The sequence below is a fragment of the Halorientalis marina genome (assembly GCF_023028345.1).
GTDB classification, from domain to species: domain Archaea; phylum Halobacteriota; class Halobacteria; order Halobacteriales; family Haloarculaceae; genus Halorientalis; species Halorientalis marina.
Window position 1 is genome coordinate 292,277 of sequence record NZ_CP095487.1, and the last position, 26,156, is coordinate 318,432.

Genomic DNA, 26,156 nt, shown 5'->3' on the forward strand with positions numbered 1-26,156 from the left:
TTGAAACTGACGGCCGCGGCGAGACTGCCGGCCCCGCGACCGATTCTCATTTAATCCCGGCGGCGGATGCAAACGTATGAGCAGGTTCGAGCCGGTGGACGACCAGTACGATCCCCACGAGGTCGAAAAGCGGGTCTTCGACTACTGGGACGCGGTCGACGCCTACGAACAGACGAAAGAACACCGGGCGGACGGCGAGACCTACTTCTTCGTCGACGGGCCGCCGTACACCTCCGGGTCTGCCCACATGGGCACCACCTGGAACAAGTCGATCAAGGACGTCTACATCCGCTATCTCCGCATGCAGGGGTACGACGTGACCGACCGCCCCGGCTACGACATGCACGGGCTCCCCATCGAGACCAAAGTCGAGGAGAAACTCGGCTTCGAGAACAAGAAAGACATCGAGGAGTTCGGGGAGCAGAACTTCATCGACGAGTGCAAGGAGTTCGCCGAGGAACAGCTCCAGGGCCTGCAGGACGACTTCAAGTCCTTCGGCGTCTGGATGGACTGGGACGACCCCTACAAGACGGTCGACCCCGAGTACATGGAGGCCGCCTGGTGGGGTTTCGAGCAGGCCCACGAGCGCGACCTCGTCGAGCAGGGCAAACGCTCCATCAACCAGTGTCCCCGGTGTGAGACCGCCATCGCCAACAACGAGGTCGAGTACCACCAGGTCGGCAAGCCGTCGATCTACGTGAAGTTCCCGTTGGAGGACCGCGACGGCTCGCTCGTCATCTGGACGACGACGCCCTGGACCATCGTCGCCAACACCTTCGTCGCGGTCGACGGCGACCTGACGTACCAGGCCGTCGAGGCAGAGACGGACGGCGAGACCGAGACGCTCTACGTCGCCGCGGACTGTGTCGAGGAGGTCCTGAAGGCCGGCCGCTACGAGGACTACGAGGTCGTCGAGGAGCTCTCGGGGGAGGAGATGGTCGGCTGGGAGTACGACCACCCGCTGGCCGAGCAGGTGCCCGACCACGCACAGGCCGAGGGCTCGGGACAGGTCTACACCGCCGACTACGTGGAAGCGGACCGCACCGGCCTGGTCCACTCCGCGCCCGGCCACGGTGAGGAGGACTTCGAGCGCGGGCAGGAACTCGACCTCGAAGTGTTCTGTCCGGTCGGGAGCGACGGCGTCTACGACGAGTCGGCGGGGAAGTACGCCGGGACCTTCGTCCGGGACGCCAACGACGACATCATCGCCGACCTCGACGACAGTGACTTCCTGCTGGCGAGCGAGGAGGGCCACTCCGTCCGCGAGGGACAGTGCTGGCGGTGTGACACCGACATCGTCCGCCTCGTCACCGACCAGTGGTTCATCACGGTCTCGGACATCAAAGACGACCTGCTCGACAACATCGAGGACAGCGAGTGGTACCCACAGAGCGCCCGGGACAACCGCTTCCGGGACTTCGTCGAGGATTCGCCGGACTGGAACGTCTCCCGCCAGCGCTACTGGGGCATTCCGATCCCGATCTGGACTCCAGAGGACTGGGACGGGACGATGGAGGACGCCGTCGTCGTCGGCACCCGGGAGGAGTTGGCCGAGCGGGTCGATCAGGACGTCGACCCCGACGCCGTCGACCTCCACAAGGGGACCGTCGACGACCTCACCATCACGGAGGACGGGACGACCTACACCCGCGTCGACGACGTGTTCGACGTGTGGCTGGACTCCTCGGTGGCGACGTGGGGGACCATCGGCTACCCGAGCTCGACCGAGGACTTCGAGGAACTGTGGCCCGCGGACCTCATCATCGAGGCCCACGACCAGACGCGGGGCTGGTTCTGGTCGCAACTCGGGATGGGCACGGCCGCGCTGGGCGAGGTGCCCTACGAGCAGGTCGTGATGCACGGCTGGGCGCTCGACTCCGACGGCCGGAAGATGTCCAAGTCCATCGGGAACGTCGTCGAACCGGGCGAGGCCATCGACCGCCACGGCCGGGACCCGATGCGGCTGTTCCTGCTCTCCCAGACGGCCCAGGAGGACGACATGAAGTTCTCCTGGGACGAGATGGCCGAGATGCAGCGGCGGCTGAACATCCTCTGGAACGTGTTCCGGTTCCCGCTGCCGTACATGCGGATGGACGAGTTCGACCCCGAGGCCGCCGACCTCGCGGACGCCGAGACGGAGCTGGCGGACGAGTGGATCCTCTCGCGGCTCCAGTCCGTCGCGGCGACGACGACCGAGCACTTCGAGGCCTTCGAGCAGGACAAGGCCCTCGACGCGCTGCTCGATTTCGTCGTCGAGGACGTCTCCCGCTTCTACGTGCAGGTCGTCCGCGAGCGGATGTGGGAGGAGGCCGACTCGCCTTCGAAGGACGCGGCCTACGCGACGCTGTACCGGGTGCTCACCGAGACGGTTGCCCTGCTCGCGCCCTACGCGCCCTTCGTCGCCGAGGAGATCTACGGGACGCTGACGGGCGAGGCCGGCCACGACACGGTCCACATGTGTGACTGGCCGACCGTCGACGAGTCCTGGCACGACCCCGACCTGGAGGAGGAGATCGAGGTCGTCCGGGCCGTCGAGGAGGCGGGGTCGAACGCCCGCCAGCAGGCCGAACGGAGCCTGCGCTGGCCGGTCACGCGCGTCGTCGTCGCCGCCGACGATGCCGCGGCCGCCGAGGCGGTCGACGCCCAGCGTGCCCTGCTCCGGGATCGCCTGAACGCCCGCGAGATCGAACTCGTCGACCCCGACGCGGACTGGGAGGAACTCGCCTACGCCGCGGAGGCGGACATGAGCCTCCTGGGACCGGAGTTCGGCGAGGACGCCGGCCGCGTGATGGGCGCGCTGAACGACGCTAGCGTCGACGAACCGACCATCGAGGCACTGGAGACGGCGGTCGCGGACGCCACCGGCATCGACGCGGACCTCACCGAGGAGATGGTGGAGTTCGTCACCCGGACGCCGGAGGGCGTGACGGGGACGGCCTTCGATATCGACGGCGAGGAACTGGGCGTCGTCTACGTCGACACGGCGCTGACCGAGGACATCGAGAGCGAGGGCTACGCCCGCGAGGTCATCCGCCGCGTCCAGGAGATGCGCAAGGACCTCGATCTGGACATCGAGGAGCGCATCCGCGTCGACCTCGACATCGGCGACGACCGCGTTGCCGACCTCGTCCGCGAGCGCGAGGCCCTCATCGCAGAGGAGGTCCGCGCCGACGAGTTCGGGACCGTCGAGGACGGTCACCGTGAGGAGTGGGACGTGGACGGCATCGAGATGACCATCGCCGTCGAACCGCTGGCGACGCCGGAACCGTCGGACTGAGGGCCGCGACCTCGCGGTGCTCGGTCGCGGCTTTTTTCGCCCACGTTTTTGCGCGAGTGGTGGCCGGCGGCCACCCGAGCGGAAAAAGGTGGCGTGGGACCGCTGGCGACGCCGGAACCGTCGGACTGAGAACGCCCGATATATTGGGCCAGTGATGATTTTTGCGGTCGGTTTCACTTGCTGTCTCCTGTCCGATACCGCTCGATTTCCACCGACGAACTGTAAAATAGCCGGATTTTCACGGTAGTTTATAAACTGTTTGTTGGTTGCTTCGAATCGTATGAAAAATAATAATATAAAGCTAGAGAAAAATTACATTTGCCCCCTCGTTGCATGTGGTCGTGTGACACGAGATAGTCACACACATGGGGACGAGAGTGAGCGGACAGGGGCACTGAACAGGCGGCGGTTCCTGCGGGGTGCGACGGTCGCGGCGGCCGGCGTCGCGGGGCTGACGGCGGCGACGGGGACGGCGGCGGCCGGGTCGTCGGCGGAGAACGCCGACGCGCCGGGGGACTACCCGCGCGTGACGACCCGCGACCACTTCGACGACGACGCGGATCTCATCAACGGGGAGACGGGCTTTTCCTACCAGTTGGGGGGTGACACCTCGGCGCTCGGTGACGAGACGTTGACGCTGTTCGTCCACGGCTGGCAGAACAGCGAGGAAGACGCGATGGACAGCGCCTACGAGTGCCAGCTCGCACTGGAGGAGAACGGGTACGGCGCCGACGCGGCCGCCTACTCCTGGGATTCGGACGTGGGTGACAGCCTCGACCTGGGCTGGGCCGACGCGAAGGAGATCGCCGAGAAGAACGGGCCGAAACTGGCGAACTTCGTCACCGACTGGAACGCAGAGACGGGCCAGGACGTTCGGCTGATCTGTCACTCCCTGGGGGCCCGCGTGGCCGTCTTCGCGCTGGAATCGCTCGAAGACGACTTCGGCGCGAGCGACGCCGTGGCCTCGGTGACGCTGGTCGGCGGCGCGGTCGCGGACGACGCCGTCTCGCTCGACGCGGGCTGGTTCGACAGCGAGTACGGCGACCACATCGAGTACGCCACCGAGCAGTGCGACAACTTCCACGACGACGACGATCCGATCCTCGAGTACGTCTTCGAGACCCGCGAGTTCGAGGACGCGGCCGGCGAGAAGGGCTGTGCCGGTCCCGAACCGAACAACTACACGGACTTCGACGTCACCGACGAGGTCGACGCCCACGGCGACTACTACAAGCGCGACGTGGGCATCGTCGACCGGATCGTCGCGCAGTGGTAAGCCGACCGCCGCGAATTTTTTATCGTCGCTCGAACCGACGAGAGACGGGCCAGCGCGGGCGCTGACTTTCTCGAACTGCCGAAACGAAACCGGGAGCGAGCACTCAGTCCCTCCAGCCGGATATGGGCTGTATGCCGACCGTCGGGCCGACTTCCGCTAGGTCCCCGACGCCCCGGCCCACACGACGCGCGTGAGTAGCAGGTAGACGACCGGGTAGGAGACGGCGACGAGGGCCGGCTGGGCCAGCCCCGGACGGAGGCCCCCACTCGCGAACGCGCTCGACAGCAGGACCAGTCCGAACTGTGTCAGGCCGACCGCGAGGACGAAATCGGCCAGCCGGCTCACCGACCAGCCCTGCCCGAGGTACGCCCGGGTCGCCGGCGCCGCGAGCAGGGCCGTCCCGCCGACGATGACCGCCAGCACCGCCGCCGACGGCGACGTGACGGCCAGCGCGACCACGGCGGCCGGCTGTCCGATCACCACGAGAAAGGCCACGAACGCCAGCACGGACGCTCGCCGGGGGCGCCACGCCGCGCGTTCCGGGGTGGTCGCCGCCACGCCCGCGTCCCCGTCCGCGTCGGCCATGCCGAACACCTTCGAAGTATGCGAACTTATAACATGGGCCTGCGTGCGCGCCTCAGAGCGCGTCGGCGACGGCCGGTGCCGCGGAGACGGCGCTGACCGAGCGCTCGATGGTGTCGGTGCCGTAGACGGCTTCGACGCCCGCGCGAGCGAGTTTCGTGACGGCGTTGTTCGCAAGCAGGGGGTGAACACAGGTGACGAACACGCGGGCCGCGCCCTGGTCGTCGAGAACACTCACGGCCTCGGACATGGTCGACCCGGTGGCGATGATGTCGTCGACCAGCACGGCGTCGCGGCCGTCGACGGCCACGTCGTGCGGCTCGATCTCGACCTCGGAGCCGGAGAGTCGCGTCTTCTCGAAGTAGTCCGTCGTCCCGCGGTCGTAGGCGTCGGCCACGGTCTCGGCCAGCACGACCGCGCCCTCGTCGGGCGAGAGGAACACGGGTTCGGTCAGGTCACTCGGGAGCGGGTTCGCGAGTCGCCCGGCGGCTTCGACCGCCCTCGCCTCGACGTCGAAGTAGTCGAGGACGGCCGTCTCGTGGGGGTCGACCGTCACGACGCGGTCGGTCCCGGTGCTGATGGCGCGTGCGACCGCCCGCGCGGAGACGGGCTGGCCCGGCTCGAAGGCCTCGTCCTGGCGGCCGTAGCCCATGTAGGGGAGGACGGTCGTCACCGTCTCGGCGCCGGCCTCGCGGGCGGCGTCCTGGAGCTGGAGCAGTTCGACGTGGGCGTCGCTCGACACCGTGGACGCGACGACGACCGCCTCGTTCCCCTCCAGATAGGGTACCTGTGCCATCAACTCCCCGTCCGGGAAGCGGTCGAACGCCACGGGCGCGAGGTCGTGGTCCGTCTCGGCCGCGAGCTCGGCCGCGAGTGCCTGTGACGTGGACCCGCTGACGATCATATCTCACCCCTCTCCATCCTTGCTAAACCCCTTTTCGATGTGGTAGCTCAGGGGGCAACGGCGAGCGCGGTCGCGCCGGCCAGGCCCAGCGCCCGGTCGCGCCAGCCGTCGCCGGCGTCGACGAGGACGCGCCCCCCTCCGGTCACCGCGTACACGCCCCGTTCCCCGCCGTCGTCCGCCCCGCTCGCCGGCTCCCCGTGGGCCACCGCCACGACCGGTTCCTCGGTCGGGAGGGCACAGGCCGTCCAGCCGTCGTCCGTCCGCTCGAACAGGCCCGCCTCGCCCGCTGCGTGGCCGCGATCGGGCGCGCTCGCGACGGCCACGAACGCCCCCTCGCGCCCTTCCGCCCAGCCCGGCCCGAGGTAGTAGAGCCCGTCGTCGGTCGCGGCCAGCGGCGTCCCGCCGGTCGCCACGTCCCGCACGTCCGCGAGTCCGACGTGCGCGAGGCCGTCGTCGACGCGGTAGACCCCGTCGGCGGCGCCCACGAGGTCGCCGTCGATGGCGCGTACGTCCGCGATCTCGCCGACGCGGTGCCACGCCTCGCCGCCGCGGCGTGCCACCCGCCCGTCCGGACCGGCCGCGAGAAGGGTCTCGTCGTCGAACCCCACGGCGACCGCGGGGCCGAACCCCGTGCCGGCGTAGCCACCGTCGTCGCTGACCAGCACGTCCGCGTCGGTCGCGACCGCCAGCCGGTTCGGCCCGGCCGCCAGGTCCCGGGCGGTACAGCGGTGGGCCAGCGAGAACTCGCCCACGATGTCGTCGGAGACGGCGACGACCGCGACGCCGAGGTCGGCGGCGACGTACAGCTCCGTCGTCCCGGTCTTTTCCCCGTAGACCCGTTTCTCGTCGATGCTGATGTCGGCCATACCCGAGGCCAGCAGCGGCGAGGCCGAAAGCCTACCGGCTCGCCGGCTGACCGGGGGCAGGCCGACGAACGGGCCGGTGACGCCGCTCTCAACGCTGATACCTGGCCCACAACGGTCTTTAGGCTTCTTGGCAGTGGTGGGGTATGACCGAGCAGACAGACGGACCGACGACGCCTCGCTCCCGGACGGGCGACTGGGGGCGAACGCTCCGTGAGTTCGTCAGGTACGTCCCGAGCGGTGAAACCATTCCCGACGAGACGTGGCGGAGCCGTCACCGCAACGTCGTCGTCCTCGTGCTTGCACACGTTCCACTGCTGCTCGCACTCGGGCTGTACGAGGGGACGGAGTCGACGGTCACGGGCGCGATGATCCCCACGATTCCGCTGCCTGCGGTGCTGTTCGAGCTCGGGATTATCGCGACCTTCGCCGGACTCGCGACGATCTCCCGGTTTCCGCGTCGCGTCCGGACGATTCTCGCCGTAACCGGGCTGCTGTTTTGCTCCGGCGTCCTCGTCCACTTCTCGGGCGGGTACATCGAGGCCCACTTTCACTTCTTCGTCGCGATGGCCGTCGTCGCGGTCTACGAGGACTGGCTCCCCTTCGCGTTCGGCATCGGGTACGTCGTCGTCACCCACGGCGTGTTCGGGATGATCGACCCGAGCCGTGTCTACAACCACACCGCCGCGATCAACCGGCCGTGGGTGTGGGGCGTCGTCCACGGCGTGTTCGTCACGGGACTGGCCGTCGCGCTGATGAGCAACTGGTACTCCACGGAGAAATCCCGGGAGAAATCCCGACAGCGCCTCGAAGAGGCCCGAGAGAAGGCCGCGGAGGTCGAGGACCTCGAACGGAAGCAGGCCGAGATCGAGCGGGCGAAGGCCGAGGCCGAGGAGATGAAAGCCGACGCCGAAGCACGGAAACAGGAGGCCGAGCGGTTGAACCGCCAGCTCGAAACCACGGCCGACGACTACAGCGCCACGATGGCGCGGGCGGCCGACGGCGACCTCACCGCCCGGCTGGACCCCGACGCCGAGAGCGAGGCGATGGCCCGGGTCGCGACGGCGTTCAACGACATGATGGACGAGACGGAGGCGGCGATGGGGGAGATCCAGTCGTTCGCCGTCGACGTGGCGGCGGCCTGTGAGGAGGCAGACGCCGGAACCACGAAGGCGGAGACGGCCAGCGAGCGACTGCGTACGTCGGTCACCGATATCGCCGACGGTGCGGCCGAACAGCGGTCGATGCTGGAGGAAGTCTCCGACGAGATGACGGAGCTGTCGGCGACCGTCGAGGAAGTGGCGGCGTCGGCCGAGACCGTCGCCCGGACCTCACACGAGACCGCCGAGGTCGCGGAGGCGGGTGAGACGACCGCCGAGGCGGCCATCGACGACGCGCGACAGGCGCGGGCCGCGGTCAGCACGACCGTCGACCACCTCGAGACCCTCGAAGCGCGGATGGACCGCATCGACGAGATCGTCGACCTCATCGGCGATATCGCCGAGCAGACGAACATCCTCGCGCTGAACGCCAGCATCGAGGCCGCCCGTGCCGGCGACGGGGCGGCCGGTGCGGACGGCGACGGGTTCGCCGTCGTCGCCAGCGAGGTCAAGAACCTGGCCGAGGAGACCCGGCAGTCGGCGACCGAGATCGAGGACCTCATCGCGGAGACACGAGAGCAGACGGGGACGACGGCCGAGGAGGCCCGGACCGCCGAGCGCCACATGGAGGACGGCGTCGCGGCCGTCGAGGACGTGTTGGACGCGCTCTCGCAGGTCCGAGAGAACGTCGCCGACGCCGACAGCGGCGTCCAGGAGATCAGCGAGGCGACCGACGACCAGGCCGCGAGTACCGAAGAGGCCGTCTCCATGGTCGAGGAGGTCGCCGAGATCAGTCGGGCGACCGACGACGAGACGGAGGCGGTGTCGACGACCGCCACCGAGCAGGCCGCGTCCGTGTCACGGGTCACCGAGAGCGTCGCGTCGCTCGCCGACCAGACCGACCGCCTCCGGTCGCTGCTCGCGTCCTTCGAGGTGAGCGAGGGCGGGCATGCATCGACCGCTCCCGACGCCGGCGCCGCCGTCCGGGACGGCGGACGGCCCGACTGACTCCCCGTTTCGCGTCCGGTCGGTCACGCTGCCCGCTACAGCGCTTCCTTGTACGCTTCCAGCGTCTCCTCGACGTCGTCCTCGGTGTGGGCGTACGTGACGAACTGGGACTCGAACTGGTTCTGGGAGAGGAACACGCCCCGTTCTTTCATCTTCGGCCAGAAGACGCGGCGCCAGCGGTCGGTCTCGCCGGCGGCCACGTCGGCGGCGTTCTTCGGGCAGTAGTCGTACCGGGGGCAGGCCTCGCGCTGGCTACACCCGCCCTCGCAGTGACCCTCGAAGTCGTCGGGACCCTCGCGTGTGAAGAGCAGTTTGAACATCCCGTCGGTGCCGGTGACGGTGTACTGGGGGGCCTGGTCCTGGACGATCTCCTGGAGCCCGCGCCGGAGCTGCTGGCCGAGCCCGTGGACGTGGTCGTACACGTCGTTCTCGGCGGCGTAGCGCAGGGATTCGAGCCCGGCGGCCATCGTGACCGGGTGGCCCGAGAAGGTGCCGGCCTGGAACACGTCCCCGGAGGGCGTGAAGTGTTCGACGAGTTCGGCGGGGCCGCCGATGGCACCGACGGGGAAGCCGCCGCCGATGAGCTTCCCGAAGGTGGTGAGGTCCGGTTCGACGTCGTACTTCGACTGGGCACAGCCCAGCCCGCCGACGCGGAAACCGGTGATGACCTCGTCCCACATCAGCAGGGCGTCGTGGTCGTCACAGAGGTCCCGGAGGGTGTCGTGGTAGCCGTCGACGGGCTCGACGATGCCCGTGTTCGCGAGGATCGGTTCGACGAGCACGCCCGCGATGTCGTCGCCGTGTTCCTCGAAGACCGTGTGGGCCGCGCCCTCGTCGTTGAACGGGACCGCGAGCGTGTGCTCCACGAAGGAATCCGGGATGCCCGGGCTGGAGGGGCTCGTGTGGTCGTATTTCCCCTCGACCAGCGTCGTCTCCTGGGCGCCGTGGTACCCCCCCTGCATGACGACTATCTTGTCGTTGCCCGTGTACGCGCGGGCGAGCCGGCAGGCCGAGACGGTGGCCTCGGTGCCGGAGTTGACGAAGCGGAGCATCTCGACGCTCGGGACGTGCCGGGCGACGAACTCCGCCTGTTCGACCTCGATTTCGGTGGGCATCCCGTACATCGGGCCCTCGCTGACGTGGGACTGGACGGCGGCCTCCACCGGCTGTGGGAGGTCGTGGCCGTACAGCAACGGGCCGAGCCCCATCACCCAGTCGATGTAGCGGTCGCCGTCGGCGTCGACGACGTGGCCGCCGTCCCCGCGCTGGATGAAGGGGGGGTAGGGTTCGATGGCGGCGCGGACCGCCGAGTTGACGCCGCCGGGCAACACCGACAGCGCCCGGTCGTACAGGTCTCGCGAGTGCTCGTCGCTCATACCACGCGGTTGGAACGCCCGAACAAAAGGGTTGACTCACCGGCTGTCCGTCTCGCCGCCCCGTCGCTGGCGCGCGCCGCCTCGGGTGCGCGGCCGGCCCACGGCCCTCCGCGCGCCCGGCCGTCGCGGCGGAACTGAACGCGCGTCCCGTCGAACGGCGAATTATCCGACGAATTACATCCTTAAGGCGATAGTATCTCATTGTAAACCCGCCGTTCGTCTACCAGTAGCGCATGGAAATTGAATATAACAAAGGAAGGGGTTTTCAGCGTGCGAGTTTGTTTTCCTATATGATGAAATTCAGTACGGTATGGCTGGAAAACGGGGCAGAACCAGCCAAACGTCGACTATTTCCTCGGGAGGTGAACGCATGAGCGACTGGACGCCGACGACGTGTATGCGGTGTGCGGTCGGCTGTGGGCATATGCAACTCGGCGTCGACGATGGCTACGGGATCGACGCGGTCCGAGGCAACGCCTCACATCCCGTTTCGCAGGGGATGGCCTGTGGCCGCGGCATCGAGGAGAGCAGCGACCCGGGTGGGGAGTGGCTCTCCCGGCCGCTCGTCCGGAAGGGCGGCGAGCTGGTCGAGACCTCCTGGCCCGAGGCGCTCGACCGGATCGAGGCGGAACTCGGCCCGCTGATCGAGACCGACCCCGACTCGGTCGCCGTCCTCGGCAGCGGCCAGCAGACCAACGAGGCCGCGTACGCGCTGGGCAAACTCGCCCGCGGCGGCATCGGGACGCGCAACTACGACGCCAACACCACGCTCTGTATGGCGAGTGCGGTGACGGCCTACTACGACGCCTTCGGGAGCGACGCGCCGCCGTGTACCTACGAGGACATCCCGGACGCCCGGACCCACGTCGTCTGGGGCGCGAACCCCGCGGCTGCCCATCCGGTCCTCCACCGGTGGATTCGGGGGAGTGCGACCGACGACGACAGCCGGCTGGTCGTCGTCGACCCGGTCCGGACCGCCACCGCGGAGTCGGCCCACCGCCACGTCCAGCTCGACCCCGGCGGCGACCTCGCGCTGGCACGCGCCATCCTCGCCCGCATCGTCGGCACCGGCGACATCGACCGCGACTTCGTCCACCGCGCGACGGAGGGGTTCGACGACCTCGTCTCCGGGCTCCCGCCGGCCGACGCCGCCGCCCGCGAGGCGGGCGTCTCTCCCACCACCGTCGAGTACCTCGCGGACGTGTTCACCGACCGAACCCTCGTCTACTGGGGCATGGGCGTCAACCAGAGCGTCCGCGGCACCGCGACCTCGCGGGCACTCATCGACCTCTGTCTCGCCACGGGGAACCTCCGGCCCGGGAGCGGCCCCTTCTCGCTGACCGGCCAGGCCAACTCGATGGGCACCCGCGTCGTCTCCTCGAAGGGAACGTGGCCGGGCCACCGCCCGTTCGAGGCCCCCGCCCACCGCGAGACCGTCGCCGACGCCTGGGACGTGCCCGTCGACCGCCTCCCCGACGATACCGGCCCCGGGCCGGTCGGCATCGTCGACGCCATCGACGGCGACGCCGACAGCACGGTCGAGGCCGTCTACGCCGTCGCGACGAATCCGGCCGCCGGCCTCCCGGACGCCGGCGCGGCGACGGCGAAACTCGAAGACATCTTCCTGATCGCCCAGGACGTCTTCCACACGGAGACGACCGACATCGCCGACGTGGTGCTCCCGGCGATCACCTGGGGCGAGACCGAGGGAACCGTCATCAACATGGAGCGGACGATCTCGCGGGTGCAGGCCGCGACCGACACGCCCGACGGCGTCCGCTCGGACCTGGACATCATCGCCGCCGTCGCGAACCGGCTCCGTCCCGGCGTCCTGCCGGACCCGCCGGTCGACCCCGCGGCGATCTTCGACGAGTTCGCCGCCCTGACCGCGGGAACCCCCGCGGACTGCTCGGGGATCGACTACGACCGACTGGACGGGGAACTGGCCGTCCGCTGGCCCGCGCCCGACGCGTCGGTCGAGGGCGGCTACCGCTACCACGAGACCGACGACGGGACCGACCGGTGGACGTTCGAGACCGACACCGGCCGGGCGAAGTTCTCCGCGCCCGACGCCGGCGACGGCGACCTGCCGGAACTGACCGACGAGGACTACCCGCTCACGCTGACGACGGCCCGCGAGGCCGACGGCTACAACACGGGTATCCGCTCGCGGTCGGTGTCCGACCCCGACCCGACCCGGGCCCGGGTGCATCCGGCGACGCTCTCCGAGCGGTTCGGGAGCGCCACCGACGCGGAGTTCGTCCGCGTCGAATCGCGGCGCGGCGCCCTCGCCGCTCGCGTCGAGGCCGACCCGACCGTCCCACAGGGGATGGTCTGGCTCCCCATCCACCATCCCGACACCAACGACCTGACCGTGCCCGCGACCGACCCGCAGTCCGACGAACCGAACTACAAGCAGTGTGCCGTCCGCATCGAACCCGTCGACGCCGAGGAGTCGCTGGTCGAACACGTACACGACCCCCGTGAGGAGGAACTGGAAGCGTGAACCGGACGACGTGGCGGACGCCGCCGGTCAGTGACGACTGACGATGGCCGGCGTATCCGCCGTCCTCGTCGCGGGCGGGCGCTCGATCCGCTTCGGCGACTGCGAGAAGGCCCTGGCACCCGTCGACGGGACACCGATGCTCCGCCACGTCGCCGACCGGGTCGCGTCGACGGTCGACGAACTCGTCGTGAACTGCCGCCGGGAGCAACGCGAGGCCTTCGCTGCGGCCCTGGACGGCCACGAACCACGGTTCGCCGTCGATCCCGTCCCCGACCAGGGGCCGGTCGCCGGCCTCCGGACCGGCCTGCGGGTCGCCGCCGGCCGCCGTGCCGTCGCGCTCGCCTGTGACCTGCCGTTCGTCGAGCAGTCGCTCTTCGAGCATCTGTTCGGCCGTGCACGCGCGACCGGCGCGGCCGCCGTCGTCCCGCTCGCCGAGGGCCGACCCCAGCCGCTGGCCGCCGTCTACGACGTGCGCGCCGCACGCACCGCGTGCACGCGCGTCCTCGACCGCGGCGACACGCGACTCGGGGCGATCCTCGACGACCTCACCGTCGTCACCGTCGACGAACCGACCGTCACCGAACTCGCGTCGGCGCGGGCGCTCGCGAACGTCAACACACTCGCCGACCTCGCCGATGTCGACACCGACCGCGCCGATGGTGACGCCGCCAACACCCCGCTCTGACCGTGACCCTCCGTCTTCGCGTCGAGACGACCGTTCACCGTATGGGGAAAACCGCCCTCCTGTTGGCTACCTGTTCTCCAGGAGTGAGCGAACGTCCGGTACTTCGGAGAAAGTTACGATTATTTTAATGAGTGGCGTTATGCAGATGGCTATCGACTAGTCTCACGTGAAAGGCTGGTCGTACGTTTCGGATTCGCGGCCAGAACGTGACGGACATCGATAACCATGCCACACGAGAAAGAAGGTATCAAATCGGAGTTGTACGGCGACGAAGTACGCGAGAAGATCATCGAGTTCGCGGAGCGCGGCTGGGACTCGATCCCGGAGGCGGAACGCGCCGAGTGGTTCACCCGGTTCAAGTTCTGGGGCGTGTTCCACCAGCGGTCGGGCCAGGAGAGCTACTTCATGCTGCGGCTGACCAACTGCGGGGGCATCCTCGAACCGGGCCAGCTGCGGGCCATCGGCGAGGTCGCCCGCGAGTACGCGACCGGTCCCGCCGCCAACCCCGAGTTCGGCAACGGCTTCATCGACCTGACGACCCGGCAGTCCATCCAGCTCCACTGGCTGAAACTGGAGGATATCCCCGAAATCTGGGACAAGCTGGAATCGGTCGGCGTCACCTCCCGCTCGGCGGGCGGGGACACGATGCGCAACATCTCCGGCTGTCCGGTCGCCGGGAAGGACGCGGGCGAGTACGTCGAGACCCGGCCCCTGCTCGAGAAACTGCAGGCGGACCTCCGCGGTGACGACGCCCTGGCGAACATGCCCCGGAAGTTCAACATCAGCGTCACGGGCTGTCGCGAGGGCTGTGCGCAGGACTCCATCAACGATATCGGCCTCGAACCCGCACACCGGTTCATCGACACCGACGAGCAAAGCTCGTCGAGCGACCAGGACTCGATGAGTCCTGGTAACGGCGAGGAACTCACGGGGTTCAACGTCCGCGTCGGCGGCGGACTCGGCGGCCGCGAACCGCGCGAGGCCCGGCCGCTCGACATCTTCGTCACGCCGGGGAACGCCTACGACCTCGTGCGGTCGTTCGTCGAACTCTACCACGAGGAGGGCAACCGCGAGAACCGACAGCAGAACCGCGCGCGCTTCTTCGTCGACGAGTGGGGGACCGAGGACATCCGCGAGGCCCTCGACGAGCGGACGGACTTCGAGCTGAAACACGCCGGGACGGACTTCCGCGGCGAGTACTCCTACAACGCGGGGAAGCCACCGAGCGAGGGCGAGGCCGACCACGTCGGCGTTCACGAGCAGAAAGACGGGCGCAACTACGTCGGGTTGAGCGTCCCGGTCGGCCGGCTGACCGCCGACGAGGCAGTCGAACTCGCCGACCTCGCGGCGGAGTACGGCTCCGGCGAAGTCCGCTTGACCCGCCGGCAGAACCCCCTCGTCATGGACGTGCCCGACGAGAACCTCGACGCCCTGCTCGCCGCGGACCTGCTGGAGACACACGAGCCGGAACCGAACCCCTTCCAGCGCGGTGCCATCGCCTGTACGGGGACGGAGTTCTGCTCGCTGGCGCTGACCGAGACGAAAGCCCGGATGGCGCGGATGCTGCGCTGGCTCCGTGACAACGTCGACCTGCCCGACGACGTGGAGAACATCCACATCCACTACTCGGGCTGTACGGCAGACTGTGGGCAGGCGATGACCGCCGACATCGGCCTCCAGGGGATGCGCGCCCGGAAGGACGGCGAGATGGTCGAGGCGCTGGACATCGGCGTCGGCGGCGGTATCGGCGAGGAGCCCTCCTTCGTCGACTGGCTCCACCAGCGGGTCCCCGCGGACGAGGCCCCCGGTGCGATCCGGAACCTGATGCACGCCTTCGCCGCGCTCCGCGAGGAGGGACAGTCCTTCCGCGAGTGGGTCGATGCGACCGGCCAGGAGAACCTCATCACGCTGGCCGAACCCGAGGAGACCGACTACACCGACGAGTACCTCACCGACGCCAAACAGTCCTGGTACCCTTTCGACGAGGGGGAGAGTCCCGCACCCACTGCACCCGACGGGACCCCCCTCTCGGCCGATGACTGAATCGACCGATCGGTCGGCCGCCGAGGCCGAGACACGCGGCAGTGACGCCACGCCGCCACAGGCCGCCGCCGACGTGGCGCCCGAACTCGTCTTCGACTCCTCCTGACCGGCGTCGCCACCGCCCGCGCTCTCCGCGGTCGGGTATCTCGCTGGCCCGGTTCGGCCGCTCCCGCGACCGGGCCGGTGGCGCTGCCGGCGCCGTCACCGCGACGGGAACGCGATCGCGACCGGTGGCGAGGGCGACACTCAAAAACACGACGCGGTGAAGGCGCTCCGGAGCGCGCTGGCGAACGCGCCCGGCGCGGAGATCGTCACGGCGGGTCGGGACTGGGGACCGGAGAGCGGGGACTGATCGGACAACTGGCCCGAAAAAAGTCGGCGGCTACTCCGCGTCCTCGTCGTCCTCGTCCTCGACGCCGACGGGGAACTGGCCGTACTCCCGGACGGTGTCCAGGACGACGCTCGTGTTCGCGGCCCGCACGTCGGCGTCGGTGAGGAGGTCCTTGATCTTCCTGTTCATCTCCTCGGTCGTCGTGAACTTGCCGATGGCGACGATGTCGTGATCGCCGGTGACCTCGTAGACGCCGATCATGTGCTCGTGGTCCCGAAGGCGGTCGACGACGGGCCCGAGGCCGGTTCCCTCGACGCTGAGGTGGAACACGGCGGTCACGTCGTACCCGAGCGCGTCGTAGTCGACCGTCGGGATGTACCCCTCGATGACGTCGTCCTCTTCGAGGGTCGCGAGCCGTTTCGAGACGGTCGTCGCGGCGACGCCGGTCTCGGCGGCGATGTCACGGGCGCTCGCGCGGCCGTTGCCCAGCAACGCGTTCACGATCCGTCGATCTGTATCGTCGATATCCATTGTGGGGGCGGCTGGGCGGGGGCGAGTCAGACCGCTTCGGGGCCTTCCTTGCCCGTGCGAATCTGGACGGCGTCATCGACGTCGATGACGAAGATTTTGCCGTCGCCCGGTTCGCCCGTGTGGGCGGCCTCCTCGATGGCACCGACCACGTCGTCGGCCGGCACGTCCGCGACCACGCACTCGACTTTGACCTTCTCGTGGAGGTCGACGACGTACTCCTCCCCGCGCCACTGGCCCTTCTTGGTTGGCTGGCTGCCCCGGCCGCGGACGTTCGTCACCGTCAGCGAGGGCGCGCCGATCTCGGCGAGCCCCTTCTTCACGTCGGTGAGCTTGCCCGGGCGGATGAACGCCTGAATCAGCTTGATGCCGCCCTCGTTGGGTTGGTCGCTCATTCGTCGTCACCTCCGGGGTTCGGCACGTTGCCACCGTCGGTACGGGTCCCGTGACTCGGGCCGCCGTCGGTCACGGCTGCCTCGTCACCACGGCTGAACTCGGGGTAGGTCTCGACGCCGTGTTCGGAGAGGTCGAGGCCTTCGCGCTCGTGGCTCTCGGAGACGCGGGCCTGCCCGACTGCTTTGAACGCCCCGAACACCGCGGCGGTCGCGAGGATCGTCCACGCGCCGATGACCGTCACGCCGACGATCTGTGCAAAGAGGACGTTCACGGAGAAGCCGTTGATCGAGACGAAGGGGAGCAGGACGGCGCCCATCGCACCGGCGCTCCCGTGGACGGGGTAGACCGCACACACGTCGTCGATCTTCAGGCGCTCCTCGACGAAGCTGAAGACGATGGGGAGCTGTCCGCCGGCCAGCAGGCCGACCAGCAGCGCGCCCCACCACGTCGAGAGGTGCGTGATGCTCGTGATGCCGACGAGGCCGGCGAGCATCCCGTTGGCGACGTACAGCGTGTCGACCTTGTTGCTCTTGAGCAGCGAGACGCCTGCCGCACCGATGGCGCCCGCGCCCATCGCCAGCGTCGTCGTCATCGCCACGCGGCCAACGGCACCGGCCGCCGTCGTACTCGTCGTGAACGCGCCCAGTGCGAGCGCACCGTCCTCGGTCACCGAGAACACGGTCGCGGCCGTGCCGACGTTGAACCCGTACCAGCCAAAGGAGAGGATCAGCGTCCCGAGCACGGCGAAGGTCATCGAGTGACCGGGGATGACGTTCACGCTTCCGTCACTGTTGTACCGGTCCATGCGCGGGCCGAGGATGTAGGCGGCCGTCAGGCCGGCCACACCGCCCATGCCGTGGACGATCATCCCGCCCGCGAAGTCGTTGAAGCCGACGCCCAGCACGGAGGCCAGGAAGCCACCGCCCCAGGTCAGGCCCGTGACGACGGGGTAGATGAACCCGGCCAGCATGATCGTGTAGCCGACGTACGCACGGAGTTTCGCGCGGCCGGCGACGGCCCCGGAGACGATGGTCGCCGCCGTCATGGCGAACACCGCACCGAACAGCCAGCCGACCCACGCGTCGGCGCTCTCGGGCGAGAGGTTTGCCATGAAGGCGCTGCCGATGTTCGCCGCGCCGCCACTCGTGACGGCGGCGACGATCGAGGAGATCGCCGCCCCGACGAGGAAGAACATGATGACCCCGATCGACCAGGTGAGCATGTTCTTCGTGAGCTGGTTGGCGACGTTCTTGGCACGTACCTGCCCCGCCTCCAGCATCGCGAAGCCCGCGTGCATGAAGAAGATCAGGAACGTGACCGTCAACACCCACATCGTGTTGACACCGTCGACGATAGTCGCCGGATCCGTCTGTAACGGGACCGTCAGCGCGCTCATGCCGACACCTCCCGTTCAGTGATCCCCGAAACTACTTCGTAATTGTCTAACTCTGCACCGCCCACCGCTATGCGCGTTTTGTATTTCACGAGAGAACGTCATGGAATCCCACTACATAAGGGTTGGCTTGAAATTCCGGAAGTTTTCAAGCATGGGGTAGACGAACGTACGGATTACCGTAGACTATTATGGATATAAGGTTGTATTTCGTCCACTCTCCGGACGTTTGTCAGCGGAAATTCTTGACGTTCGTCAACCACCGTTCGGGCCGTTTTGCGGGTCTGTCCCGGTGCGCGCGCAGTAACGCACTGTTTGCACGATTCTATCTCGATTCGGTACGTGTTCTGTACGAATCACTCGCAATTAGGACAGGCATCTAAAATACGGCGGTCGAATAGCCGAACCGCCGTACTCTCTCGGAAGACGGTCTGAACAGTTGGCACACTTCTATCGCTCGCTGGCGAGGAGTGCGCCCGTGAGGCAGACGCCGCCGACGAGGACGAGCGTCACGCCGAGCGGGGAGGGGTCGACACGGAGGAGGCGAGGTGCCAGCACGATACCGGCCGCAGCCCCGAGCAGGAGGCTCGTCCCCCCGAGGTGGGTCAACTCGAACCGTGCCGTCCGGGCGGTGGGGCCGTGGTCGGCGAGTTCGACGCTCGTCTGCCCGACCGTCCAGGCGAGGACGACCGCCGCCGTCGCGCCCACGACCGCCGCCCCGCCGGCCCCGGCGACGCCGCCAAGGACCACCGCCCCGCCGAGCCCCGTCGCACCGAGGGTCACCGCCGGTCGCGTTCGCCGCACCAGCCCGACCGCCAGCAGGCCCGTCCCGCCGAGGCCGGCCAGCGTCGAGAGCGGGTCGACCCCCGCGAGGACGACGCCGACCAGCGCGGCGACCAGTGCGGTCCCGCCGGAGAGCACGCCCGGGCGACCGAGTCGGGTCACGACAGCCACCCCGCTTCGGCCATCGCGGTCGTCACGTCGGTTTCGGGCGCCCAGTCAAGCACCGGGAGGCCAGCGGCTCGGAGGCCCCGGAGTCGGTGGCGGCGCTCGATCCGGGCGAGCCGCCGGCCCGCCGTGCCACCGGTCGTCGGGTCCGGGCTCACGACCGCCGTCGGGTGGCCGCCGACGTCGAGCCGCCGTGCCAGCCCGGCGACCCCTTCGTCACAGGCCGGCGTGAGCAGGACGACCGTCGCCCGCTCCGGCAGCCGTTGGCGGAGCCACCCGCCGTGGTCGGCTCCCTCCCCGCCGCCCTCGTCGGCCCCGCCATCGCTCCGCGCCGCCGTGACAGACGCCGAGAGTCGGTCGTGTGCCCGCCGACGATGGGCGTCGCCGCGGCCCGGCGCGAGCCACGCGCGCGTCGGCCCGAGCGTCGCGATGCCGACGCGGTGGTCGGCGCCGGTCAGCGATGCGTAGAGCCGCTCCGCCGCCTCGGCGCTCCGCTGGACCGCCGTCGGCGCGGCGGGGTCGGGCGCAAGTCGCGCCGCCGGGCGGGCGTCGACGACCAGCACGACCGTCAACCGGCGCTCGGCCTGGAACTCGACGGTCGCGAGCTCGCCGGTGCGGGCGCGGCGTCGCCAGTCGATCCGCGAGATGGGGTCGCCGTGGCGGTACTCCCGGGTCGCCCGGAACGCGCTCCCCTCGCCGCTCGCGTCGACCGCCTCACGTCCGCCCAGCCGCGTGACCGGCGCCGGCAGCGACGGCGCGTCCGCGGCCGTCGCCGGCGGCGTCGACCCCCCGTCGTCCACCGCCTCGACCGTCGTCCGGCGCTCCACGACGCCGGCCGGGTCGCGCAGGAGCACCGTCGCCGGGTCGAACTCCCCCTGTCCCGCGCCCACCGTGACGGCGTACTCGAAGGTCGTCGCCGACCCGGGCCACAGCGCCGTCGCGTGGGTCGCAGCCCCGTCGGCCACGGTCCAGCCCGGCGGCACGCCGTCGGCGACCCGCAGGCCGGGGATGGGGTGTCGGCCGGTGTTCTCGATCCGGACGGTGACCGTCACCCGATCACCGGTCGCGGGGTCCGGATCGGTCACGTCCCGCGAGAGCCGCAGCGTCGCTGGCGGCGCGTCGACCGTCCGTGCGTAGGCGAACAGGGCGATGCCGACCGCGCTCGCGAGCAGGAGTCCAGGCCGGCGGGCGAACAACCCCACCGCGCCGGCGGCCAGCGTCGCCCCACCGAGTCCGCGCCAGCGCCTCGTGTGCCGGCTCTCGCCGTCCGCTTCGGCTGCCGGCCCCGCCGTGTCGTCGCTCATCCCTCGCCCTCCGTTCCGTCCGCGATGACCGCGACGACTCGGCGCGCCCGCCGGACGAACGTCGGTTCCCCGGTCAGGACCGTTCGCACGCGCGCCCGGAACGACGGCGGCGATTCGGTGAAAAAGGCCCGCGCCATCGGGTCGTCGGTCCACGTCCCTTCGGCGAGTCGGTCGCGTGCCGTCGCCCGGTCACAGCCCGTCGTGTCGACCAGCACTGCTGCCGCCACGGTCCGGAGTCGGTCGCGGATCTCGGCCCGGTCGGTCGCGTCCCGGACCGAGACCGTCGCCAGTCGCTCGTCGAACGCGTCCCCGGGCGCCCGGACGCCGGCGGCGGGGTCCGGGAGGTCGTAGGTCCGGGCTCCCTCGGCCGACCGCCCGAGCGCCACCACCCCCCCGACCGCGAGCACGGCGAGCGCGACGAGACCCAGCGCCGGCAGGACCGGGACCGAGACGGGCGCGCCGACCGGCGTCAAAAGCAGGAGGAGGCCGGTGCCGGCGCTCGCGAACCCGATACCGAACAGGAGCCGCCGGATCACGCTTCGTCCTCCTCGGCGTTCGTGGTCGATTCGCCCTCGTCGCTCGTCCCACCGTCGAGCCGGTCGGCAGCCGCCCGTGCTGCCCGCTCGCGCTCGTCGGTCACGGGCGCATCGCCGTAGCGGACCGCCGTAAACATCGCCCGCAACCGTTCGACGACGTCCCGGTCCAGCCCCCGCTCGACGGCCGCGCGGGCGTACTCACCCGGCGTCGCCGTCTCGTGGCGGGCCACGTCGACGCGGTCGGTCAGCGTCGCCCACGCCCGATACACGTCGTTGGTCGCCGGTGCGTCGGGCGGTCCCGGGACTTCGCCGCTGGCGGCACCCCTGTTTCTCGTGTCCGTGCCACCGGCCGCCGGGCTGTCGGCGGGACCGCCCCCTGGCCGGAGGCCGAGGAGAGCGGCCCCGGTCACGACGACCGCCGCGAGGCCGACCAGGAGAAGCGGACTGAGCGCCGGGAGCAGGCCGTCGGCGAGCGCCCGGGCGCTCAGCCCGCAGACGAGACAGCCCCCCGCTCCCGGCTGGCCGCCGCCGCGGGACCCGCCCGACGCCGACCCGTTCGGGACGCCGGAGCCGTTCCGCGTCGGTCCGTCTCCGCCCTCGACCGACGGGCCGGCGTCGGCGACCGCCCCCTCGAACGCGACGGCACCGACGGCGAAGGCCGCCGCTGCACAGCACGCCGTCAGGGCGGTCAGGAGGGCACGCCGTTGCACGGGCGACCCATCGACTGCCTAACTATTGAAAAGGGACGCTCGTTTTCCGACTCGGAAACCGGGCGAAACCGCGGCCGTGCCGGCTGCGGTGGCCACGTGACGCTTCCGGCCGCGGGGACGGGGCGCCGGGCCGCTCACAGCCGTTCGGCCACGTCCTCGGCGAAGTAGGTGAGAATCAGGTCGGCGCCGGCGCGCTTGATCGAGAGCAGCGATTCGTGGGCGACCGCCTCCAGGTCCAGCCACCCCTTCTCGGCGGCGGCGTGGAGCATGGCGTACTCCCCGGAGACGTTGTAGGCGGCGACGGGGTGGTCGAACTCCTCGCGGACGCCACTGACGATATCGAGGTAGGGGAGTGCGGGCTTGACCAGCAACACGTCCGCGCCCTGCTCGACGTCGAGGGCGACCTCGCGCATGGCCTCGCGGGCGTTCGCGGGGTCCATCTGGTAGTGTCGCCGGTCGCCGAAGGCCGGCGCGCCGTCTGCGGCGTCGCGGAACGGGCCGTAGAAGGCACTCTCGTACTTGGCCGCGTAGCTCATGATCGGTACCTCGGCGAAGCCGTTCCCGTCGAGCCCGTCGCGGATGGCCCCGACCATGCCGTCGGTCATCGAGGAGGGCGCGACCATGTCCGCGCCCGCCTCGGCGTGGGAGACCGCCGTCTCCCGGAGCAGGTCGAGCGTCTCGTCGTTTTTGACAGTCAGCGTCGGGTCGCCGGGCACGCCCTCCTCGACCACGCCGCAGTGGCCGTGGTCCGTGTACTCGCAGAGACAGACGTCGGTGATGACGTAGGCGTCGGTCTCGTCGGTGATCGCCCGGACGGCGCGCTGAACGACGCCGTCGTCGGCCCAGGCACGGGAGCCGATCTCGTCTTTCGCTTCGGGGATGCCAAAGACCATGACGGCCTCGACGCCGGTTTCGCGCACCGCCGCGACGCGGTCGACAGCCTCCTCGACGGGGACCCGTTCGTGGCCGGGCATCGACGGGATCGGCTGGCGCTCGTCGGTCGTGGCGTCGACGAACACCGGCGCGATGAGGTCGCTGGCATCGAGCGACGCCTCGCTGACCAGCGAGCGGACGCCGTCACGACGGAGCCTGCGCGGGCGATGCGTGAGGTTCATGCTCGCGAGTTCGAGGTGGCCGCAAAAAGCCGTGTCGTTCCCGCCCCATCAGAACGCATATATCGATTCGGCGGCACGTGACTGTCGATGGTAGTCCCCGACTTCGGCTCCGCGCTCGCCCTCCTTTTTGCGGTCTCCGTCGTTCCCGTCCTCGCGAGCGTCCATCTCTCGGCGGGCCGGCTCCGCCGCTTTCTCGAGGACTACGGCCTCCTCGTGCTCGCCGCCGGCGCCGCCGTCATGGGCATCGTCGGAATCACGCTCTTTCTGGTCGGCGACGAGGCGCTCCTGCGCGAGCTGATCGACAGCTACGGCTTCTACGCTCTCCTGTTCGTCTTCGTGCTCGAAGGCGGGATGTTGCTCTATTTCGCCCCCAGCGAACTCCTCGTGCCGGTCGCCATCGGACTCCTCCTGCCGACCGACCCCGGGTTCGTCGGCTACGCGACCGTCGTCGGCGTCGCTACCGTCGGCGCGACGGTCGGCCAGTACGGCCTGTTCGCGCTGGCTAACCGCGGCGGCCGCGAGTACCTCCTCACCAAGCCCTGGTTCCGGGTCGGTCCGGACGACCTCGACCGCTTCGACCGCTGGTTCGGCCGCTGGGGGAAAGTCGCCATCCCCGTCAGCAACGCCTTGCTTCTCACCCGCGGGATGCTGACCGTCCCCGCCGGCCTCGCGGACATGTCCGACCGGCAGTTCGTCGCCCTCTCGGCGCTCGGCACGGTCGTCTTCGAGACGTGGCTGGCCGTCGGCTGGCTCTTCCTCGAACCGTACGTTTCGGGGCTGTTGTAGCTCCACGCCGCCGAACGCTCAGAACTGGCCCCGGTACTGGGCGGTCGCTGTGCGGTCGCGGACACGGAGCGGTGGCACTGGTACGTCGCACCGAACGCGAGCCGGCGGCTCGCGTTCGGCTTTTTCGCCACCGGAAGACTCACTACGTTCGTCTTCCGAGCACCCGTTCGTTCCCTCCGGTCACTCACGGGAACCACGTTTTTGCGCCGAGTGGTGCGCCGGAGGCGCACCCGAGGCGGAAAAAGGTGGGTGCCGTTAGTCGTCAGCGGGCGCTTCCGCGTCGGCGTCGGTCGTGGCGCCGGCGCTGATGCCGCCCTCCTCGATGGCCTCGATGAGGAGTTCGGCCACGTCGACGATCTCGATGTCGTCCTCGTAGCCGCCGGTCTTGCGGCCGTCCTCGTACATCGTCATGCACATCGGACAGGCGACGACGAACTTCTCGATGGCTCCGCCGGCCTCGGTGTCGTTCAGTGCCTCGCGGATGCGCTCCTCGCTGGCTTTCTCCTCTTCGTCGTGTTCGAGCCAGAGGCCACCGCCGCCGCCACCGCAACAGTAGGAGTTGTCGCGGTTGCGCGGCATCTCGTGGAGGTCACAGCCCGTCGCACGGATGAGGTCACGCGGGGCCTCGTACTCGTCGTTGTACCGGCCGAGGTGACAGGGGTCGTGGTAGGTGACGGTGTAATCGAGTTCCGTCCCCGTCAGGCCGAGACGGCCGTCCTCGACGAGTTCCTCGACGGCCTGTGACCAGTGGTAGACGTCGGCGTCGGGGTCCCACTGGTTGTCGTCGATGTCGAAGTCCATCATCGGGTCGTCGGCCCACTCCTCGAAGTCGAGTTCGGGGTACTCGTTCTGGAAGGTGTTCATGGAGTGGGGGTCGGTACAGACGATCTTCTCGAACTCGCAGTCCTGGAAGGTCTCGACCATCGTCGCGGCCTGCTCGATGAAGAGGAGTTCCTCGCCGAGCCGGCGGATGTCGTTGCCGTCGTAGAGTTCGTCGTCGAAGAGGATGCCGTATTTCACGCCGGCCTCCTCGAACAGTTTGGCGAGCGAGCGGGCGACCTTCTTGTTGCGGTCGTCGTAGGACGGGTAGTCGCCGACGTACCAGAGGAACTCGACGTCCTCCTCGCGGGCGTCTGCCACGTCGAACTCGAGGTCGTCGGCCCAGTCGCCACGGTTCCGCTGGCTGTTGCCGAAGGTGTTGCCCTTCTGCATGACGTTCTGGAACACGTCCTGCAGGCTCGGCTGAATCTCGCCCTCGTCGGTGAGCTGGCGGTTGAGCCGGGTGAACGTCTTGAGATGCTCGATCTCGACGGGACAGGCGTCCATGCAGGCCATACAGGCCATGCAGGACTCCATCGTCTCGGCCTGGATGACGGCGTCGCCGCCGTCGGCGACGATGTCTTTCTCCTCGCCGCCCGCTTCCAGCTGCTCGCGGTAGTTCTTCAGGTCGAGGATGACGTCGCGCGGCGAGAGATTGCGGCCGGAGGCGTTGGCCGGACAGACCGAGGTACAGCGACCGCACTTCGTGCAGGCGTCCTGGTCGAGGATGTCCTTCCAGGAGAAGTCGTCGATGGACTCGGCGCCGGTCGCGGCGTCCATGTCGGCCGGGATGGACGGGAGCCGCTTGCCGGCTTTCTCGTCGCGGACGACGACGTTGGCGAACGAGGAGATCATGTGGAAGGGTTTGGCGTACGGGATGGCGGCGATGAACACGAACGCGATGAGGGCGTGGGACCACCACATGATCGGGTAGGCGGCCTGTGCGGTCTCGGGGGTGACCCCGACCGCGAGCAGCGAATCGGCGACGAACCAGCCGACGAAACTCACCGTCTCGAAGTCCGGGAAGCCCTGCCCGAGGATGCGCAGTCCCTCCTGGACGAAGCCACCGACGCCGAGGAGAAAGAGCGACCAGATGAAGAGGTCGTCCTCGGGACTGCTGTTGGGACCCCGGAGGCGCTCTTTCCGGACGACGTAGCGCCGGTACATGGCGACGGAGATGCCGACGACGAACAGCAGCCCCATGAAGTCCATCACCAGCGAGTAGGAGAGATAGAAGTCACCGATGAAGAAGGACTGCTTGTTGCCCAGCACCAGCCAGGTGAACTTCCGGAAGATGTCGAGATCGATGGCGAGGATGGTGGTCCCGATCAGAAGCGTCAGAAAGCCCCACATGATAAAGGAGTGCATCAGGCCGCCGATCAGGTCGCGATTGAACTGTTTCTCGTTGGAGCCGACGATCCGGAACGCGTCGACGATGCGGCCGCCGAGGTTGTCGAGGCGGTCGAACCAGTCCTCACTGCCCTGCGTGTAGCGGTTGAACCGACTGTAGACGCCGTAGGCGAAGACCGCGACCGTCACCACCGCGAGGTAGTAAAACACCACCTCGCCCGTGGCGCTGATCTTCCACATCGTCGGGCGCGTCGTCGCCTCGCCCGCCTGCAACGGGAATGTCATATTCTTACACGGCGAATCCACGCGCTTAAGCCTTG

The 26,156-nt window shown here is 69.1% G+C and carries 20 protein-coding genes and 1 pseudogene; 8 read left to right on the plus strand and 13 right to left on the minus strand.

Going from position 1 to position 26,156, the window contains the following annotated elements:
• Positions 1–76: 76 nt before the first annotated feature.
• Positions 77–3,277: an isoleucine--tRNA ligase gene (gene ileS / locus MUG96_RS01615; protein ID WP_246985917.1), complete on the plus strand. Its 3,201-nt coding sequence runs from the start codon at positions 77–79 to the stop codon at positions 3,275–3,277.
• A 343-nt stretch (positions 3,278–3,620) separates the two neighbouring features.
• On the plus strand, positions 3,621–4,553 hold the full coding sequence (locus MUG96_RS01620) for a DUF726 domain-containing protein (protein ID WP_246985919.1): 933 nt from the start codon (positions 3,621–3,623) through the stop codon (positions 4,551–4,553).
• A gap of 156 nt (positions 4,554–4,709) precedes the next feature.
• On the opposite strand, the gene MUG96_RS01625 is transcribed toward MUG96_RS01620, so the two are convergent.
• From MUG96_RS01625 to MUG96_RS01635, 3 genes are read right to left on the minus strand one after another with little or no spacing between them, the layout of a single operon-like run.
• Positions 4,710–5,138, minus strand: a complete 429-nt coding sequence (locus MUG96_RS01625) for a hypothetical protein (RefSeq protein ID WP_246985921.1) — start codon at positions 5,136–5,138, stop codon at positions 4,710–4,712.
• 52 nt (positions 5,139–5,190) lie between these two features.
• A complete protein-coding gene (locus MUG96_RS01630) occupies positions 5,191–6,039 on the minus strand; it encodes a ribose-phosphate diphosphokinase (RefSeq protein ID WP_246985922.1) in 849 nt (282 codons plus the stop codon).
• 47 nt (positions 6,040–6,086) lie between these two features.
• Positions 6,087–6,905 carry an HVO_0234 family beta-propeller protein gene (locus MUG96_RS01635; protein ID WP_246985923.1) on the minus strand — a complete coding sequence of 273 codons (819 nt, stop codon included), beginning with the start codon at positions 6,903–6,905 and terminating at the stop codon, positions 6,087–6,089.
• Positions 6,906–7,048: 143 nt separating this feature from the next.
• On the opposite strand from MUG96_RS01635, the gene MUG96_RS01640 reads away from it, so the two are divergent.
• On the plus strand, positions 7,049–9,010 hold the full coding sequence (locus MUG96_RS01640) for a methyl-accepting chemotaxis protein (RefSeq protein WP_246985924.1): 1,962 nt from the start codon (positions 7,049–7,051) through the stop codon (positions 9,008–9,010).
• 35 nt (positions 9,011–9,045) lie between these two features.
• Here MUG96_RS01640 and hemL read toward each other — a convergent pair whose 3' ends face one another.
• Positions 9,046–10,386, minus strand: coding sequence for a glutamate-1-semialdehyde 2,1-aminomutase (gene hemL, locus MUG96_RS01645; protein WP_246985925.1), 1,341 nt, complete (start codon positions 10,384–10,386; stop codon positions 9,046–9,048).
• A gap of 370 nt (positions 10,387–10,756) precedes the next feature.
• Between hemL and nasA the strand changes: the two genes are divergently transcribed.
• The 4 genes and pseudogenes from nasA to MUG96_RS01665 form a co-directional block, all read left to right on the plus strand.
• Positions 10,757–12,892, plus strand: a complete 2,136-nt coding sequence (nasA, locus tag MUG96_RS01650; protein ID WP_246985926.1) for an assimilatory nitrate reductase NasA — start codon at positions 10,757–10,759, stop codon at positions 12,890–12,892.
• A gap of 43 nt (positions 12,893–12,935) precedes the next feature.
• Positions 12,936–13,577: a molybdenum cofactor guanylyltransferase gene (gene mobA, locus MUG96_RS01655; RefSeq protein ID WP_246985927.1), complete on the plus strand. Its 642-nt coding sequence runs from the start codon at positions 12,936–12,938 to the stop codon at positions 13,575–13,577.
• Between the two features lie 225 nt (positions 13,578–13,802).
• Positions 13,803–15,620, plus strand: a complete 1,818-nt coding sequence (locus MUG96_RS01660) for a nitrite/sulfite reductase (RefSeq protein ID WP_246985928.1) — start codon at positions 13,803–13,805, stop codon at positions 15,618–15,620.
• A 190-nt stretch (positions 15,621–15,810) separates the two neighbouring features.
• A pseudogene (locus tag MUG96_RS01665) lies at positions 15,811–15,972 on the plus strand (DUF1508 domain-containing protein); the annotation flags it as partial.
• Positions 15,973–16,002: 30 nt separating this feature from the next.
• Here MUG96_RS01665 and lrp read toward each other — a convergent pair.
• From lrp to hemB, 8 genes are all read right to left on the minus strand, one after another.
• A complete protein-coding gene (gene lrp / locus MUG96_RS01670; protein ID WP_246985930.1) occupies positions 16,003–16,482 on the minus strand; it encodes an HTH-type transcriptional regulator Lrp in 480 nt (159 codons plus the stop codon).
• Positions 16,483–16,508: 26 nt separating this feature from the next.
• Complete coding sequence (glnK1, locus tag MUG96_RS01675) at positions 16,509–16,874, minus strand: nitrogen regulatory protein GlnK1 (protein WP_308220113.1); 366 nt, start codon at positions 16,872–16,874, stop codon at positions 16,509–16,511.
• Complete coding sequence (locus tag MUG96_RS01680; RefSeq protein ID WP_246985932.1) at positions 16,871–18,271, minus strand: ammonium transporter; 1,401 nt, start codon at positions 18,269–18,271, stop codon at positions 16,871–16,873. Before MUG96_RS01680 ends, glnK1 begins: the two co-directional genes overlap by 4 nt.
• Positions 18,272–18,718: 447 nt before the next feature.
• On the minus strand, positions 18,719–19,213 hold the full coding sequence (locus MUG96_RS01685; protein ID WP_246985934.1) for a DUF7519 family protein: 495 nt from the start codon (positions 19,211–19,213) through the stop codon (positions 18,719–18,721).
• Positions 19,210–20,520 (minus strand): DUF58 domain-containing protein, encoded by a 1,311-nt coding sequence (locus MUG96_RS01690; RefSeq protein ID WP_246985936.1) that lies wholly within the window; start codon positions 20,518–20,520, stop codon positions 19,210–19,212. Before MUG96_RS01690 ends, MUG96_RS01685 begins: the two co-directional genes overlap by 4 nt.
• Positions 20,517–21,056, minus strand: coding sequence for a DUF7269 family protein (locus MUG96_RS01695; protein ID WP_246985937.1), 540 nt, complete (start codon positions 21,054–21,056; stop codon positions 20,517–20,519). The genes MUG96_RS01690 and MUG96_RS01695 overlap by 4 nt, the downstream gene beginning before the upstream one ends.
• The gene (locus tag MUG96_RS01700) at positions 21,053–21,766 is read right to left on the minus strand and encodes a DUF4129 domain-containing protein (protein WP_246985939.1); all 714 of its coding nucleotides are present in this window, start codon (positions 21,764–21,766) and stop codon (positions 21,053–21,055) included. The genes MUG96_RS01695 and MUG96_RS01700 overlap by 4 nt, the downstream gene beginning before the upstream one ends.
• A gap of 134 nt (positions 21,767–21,900) precedes the next feature.
• Positions 21,901–22,881 (minus strand): porphobilinogen synthase, encoded by a 981-nt coding sequence (gene hemB, locus MUG96_RS01705; protein WP_246985941.1) that lies wholly within the window; start codon positions 22,879–22,881, stop codon positions 21,901–21,903.
• A gap of 237 nt (positions 22,882–23,118) precedes the next feature.
• Between hemB and MUG96_RS01710 the strand changes: the two genes are divergently transcribed.
• Positions 23,119–23,667, plus strand: coding sequence for a DedA family protein (locus MUG96_RS01710; RefSeq protein WP_246988737.1), 549 nt, complete (start codon positions 23,119–23,121; stop codon positions 23,665–23,667).
• A gap of 255 nt (positions 23,668–23,922) precedes the next feature.
• Here the strand turns inward: MUG96_RS01710 and MUG96_RS01715 are convergent, their stop codons facing one another.
• Complete coding sequence (locus MUG96_RS01715) at positions 23,923–26,121, minus strand: heterodisulfide reductase-related iron-sulfur binding cluster (RefSeq protein ID WP_246985943.1); 2,199 nt, start codon at positions 26,119–26,121, stop codon at positions 23,923–23,925.
• Between the last annotated feature and the right edge of the window lie 35 nt (positions 26,122–26,156).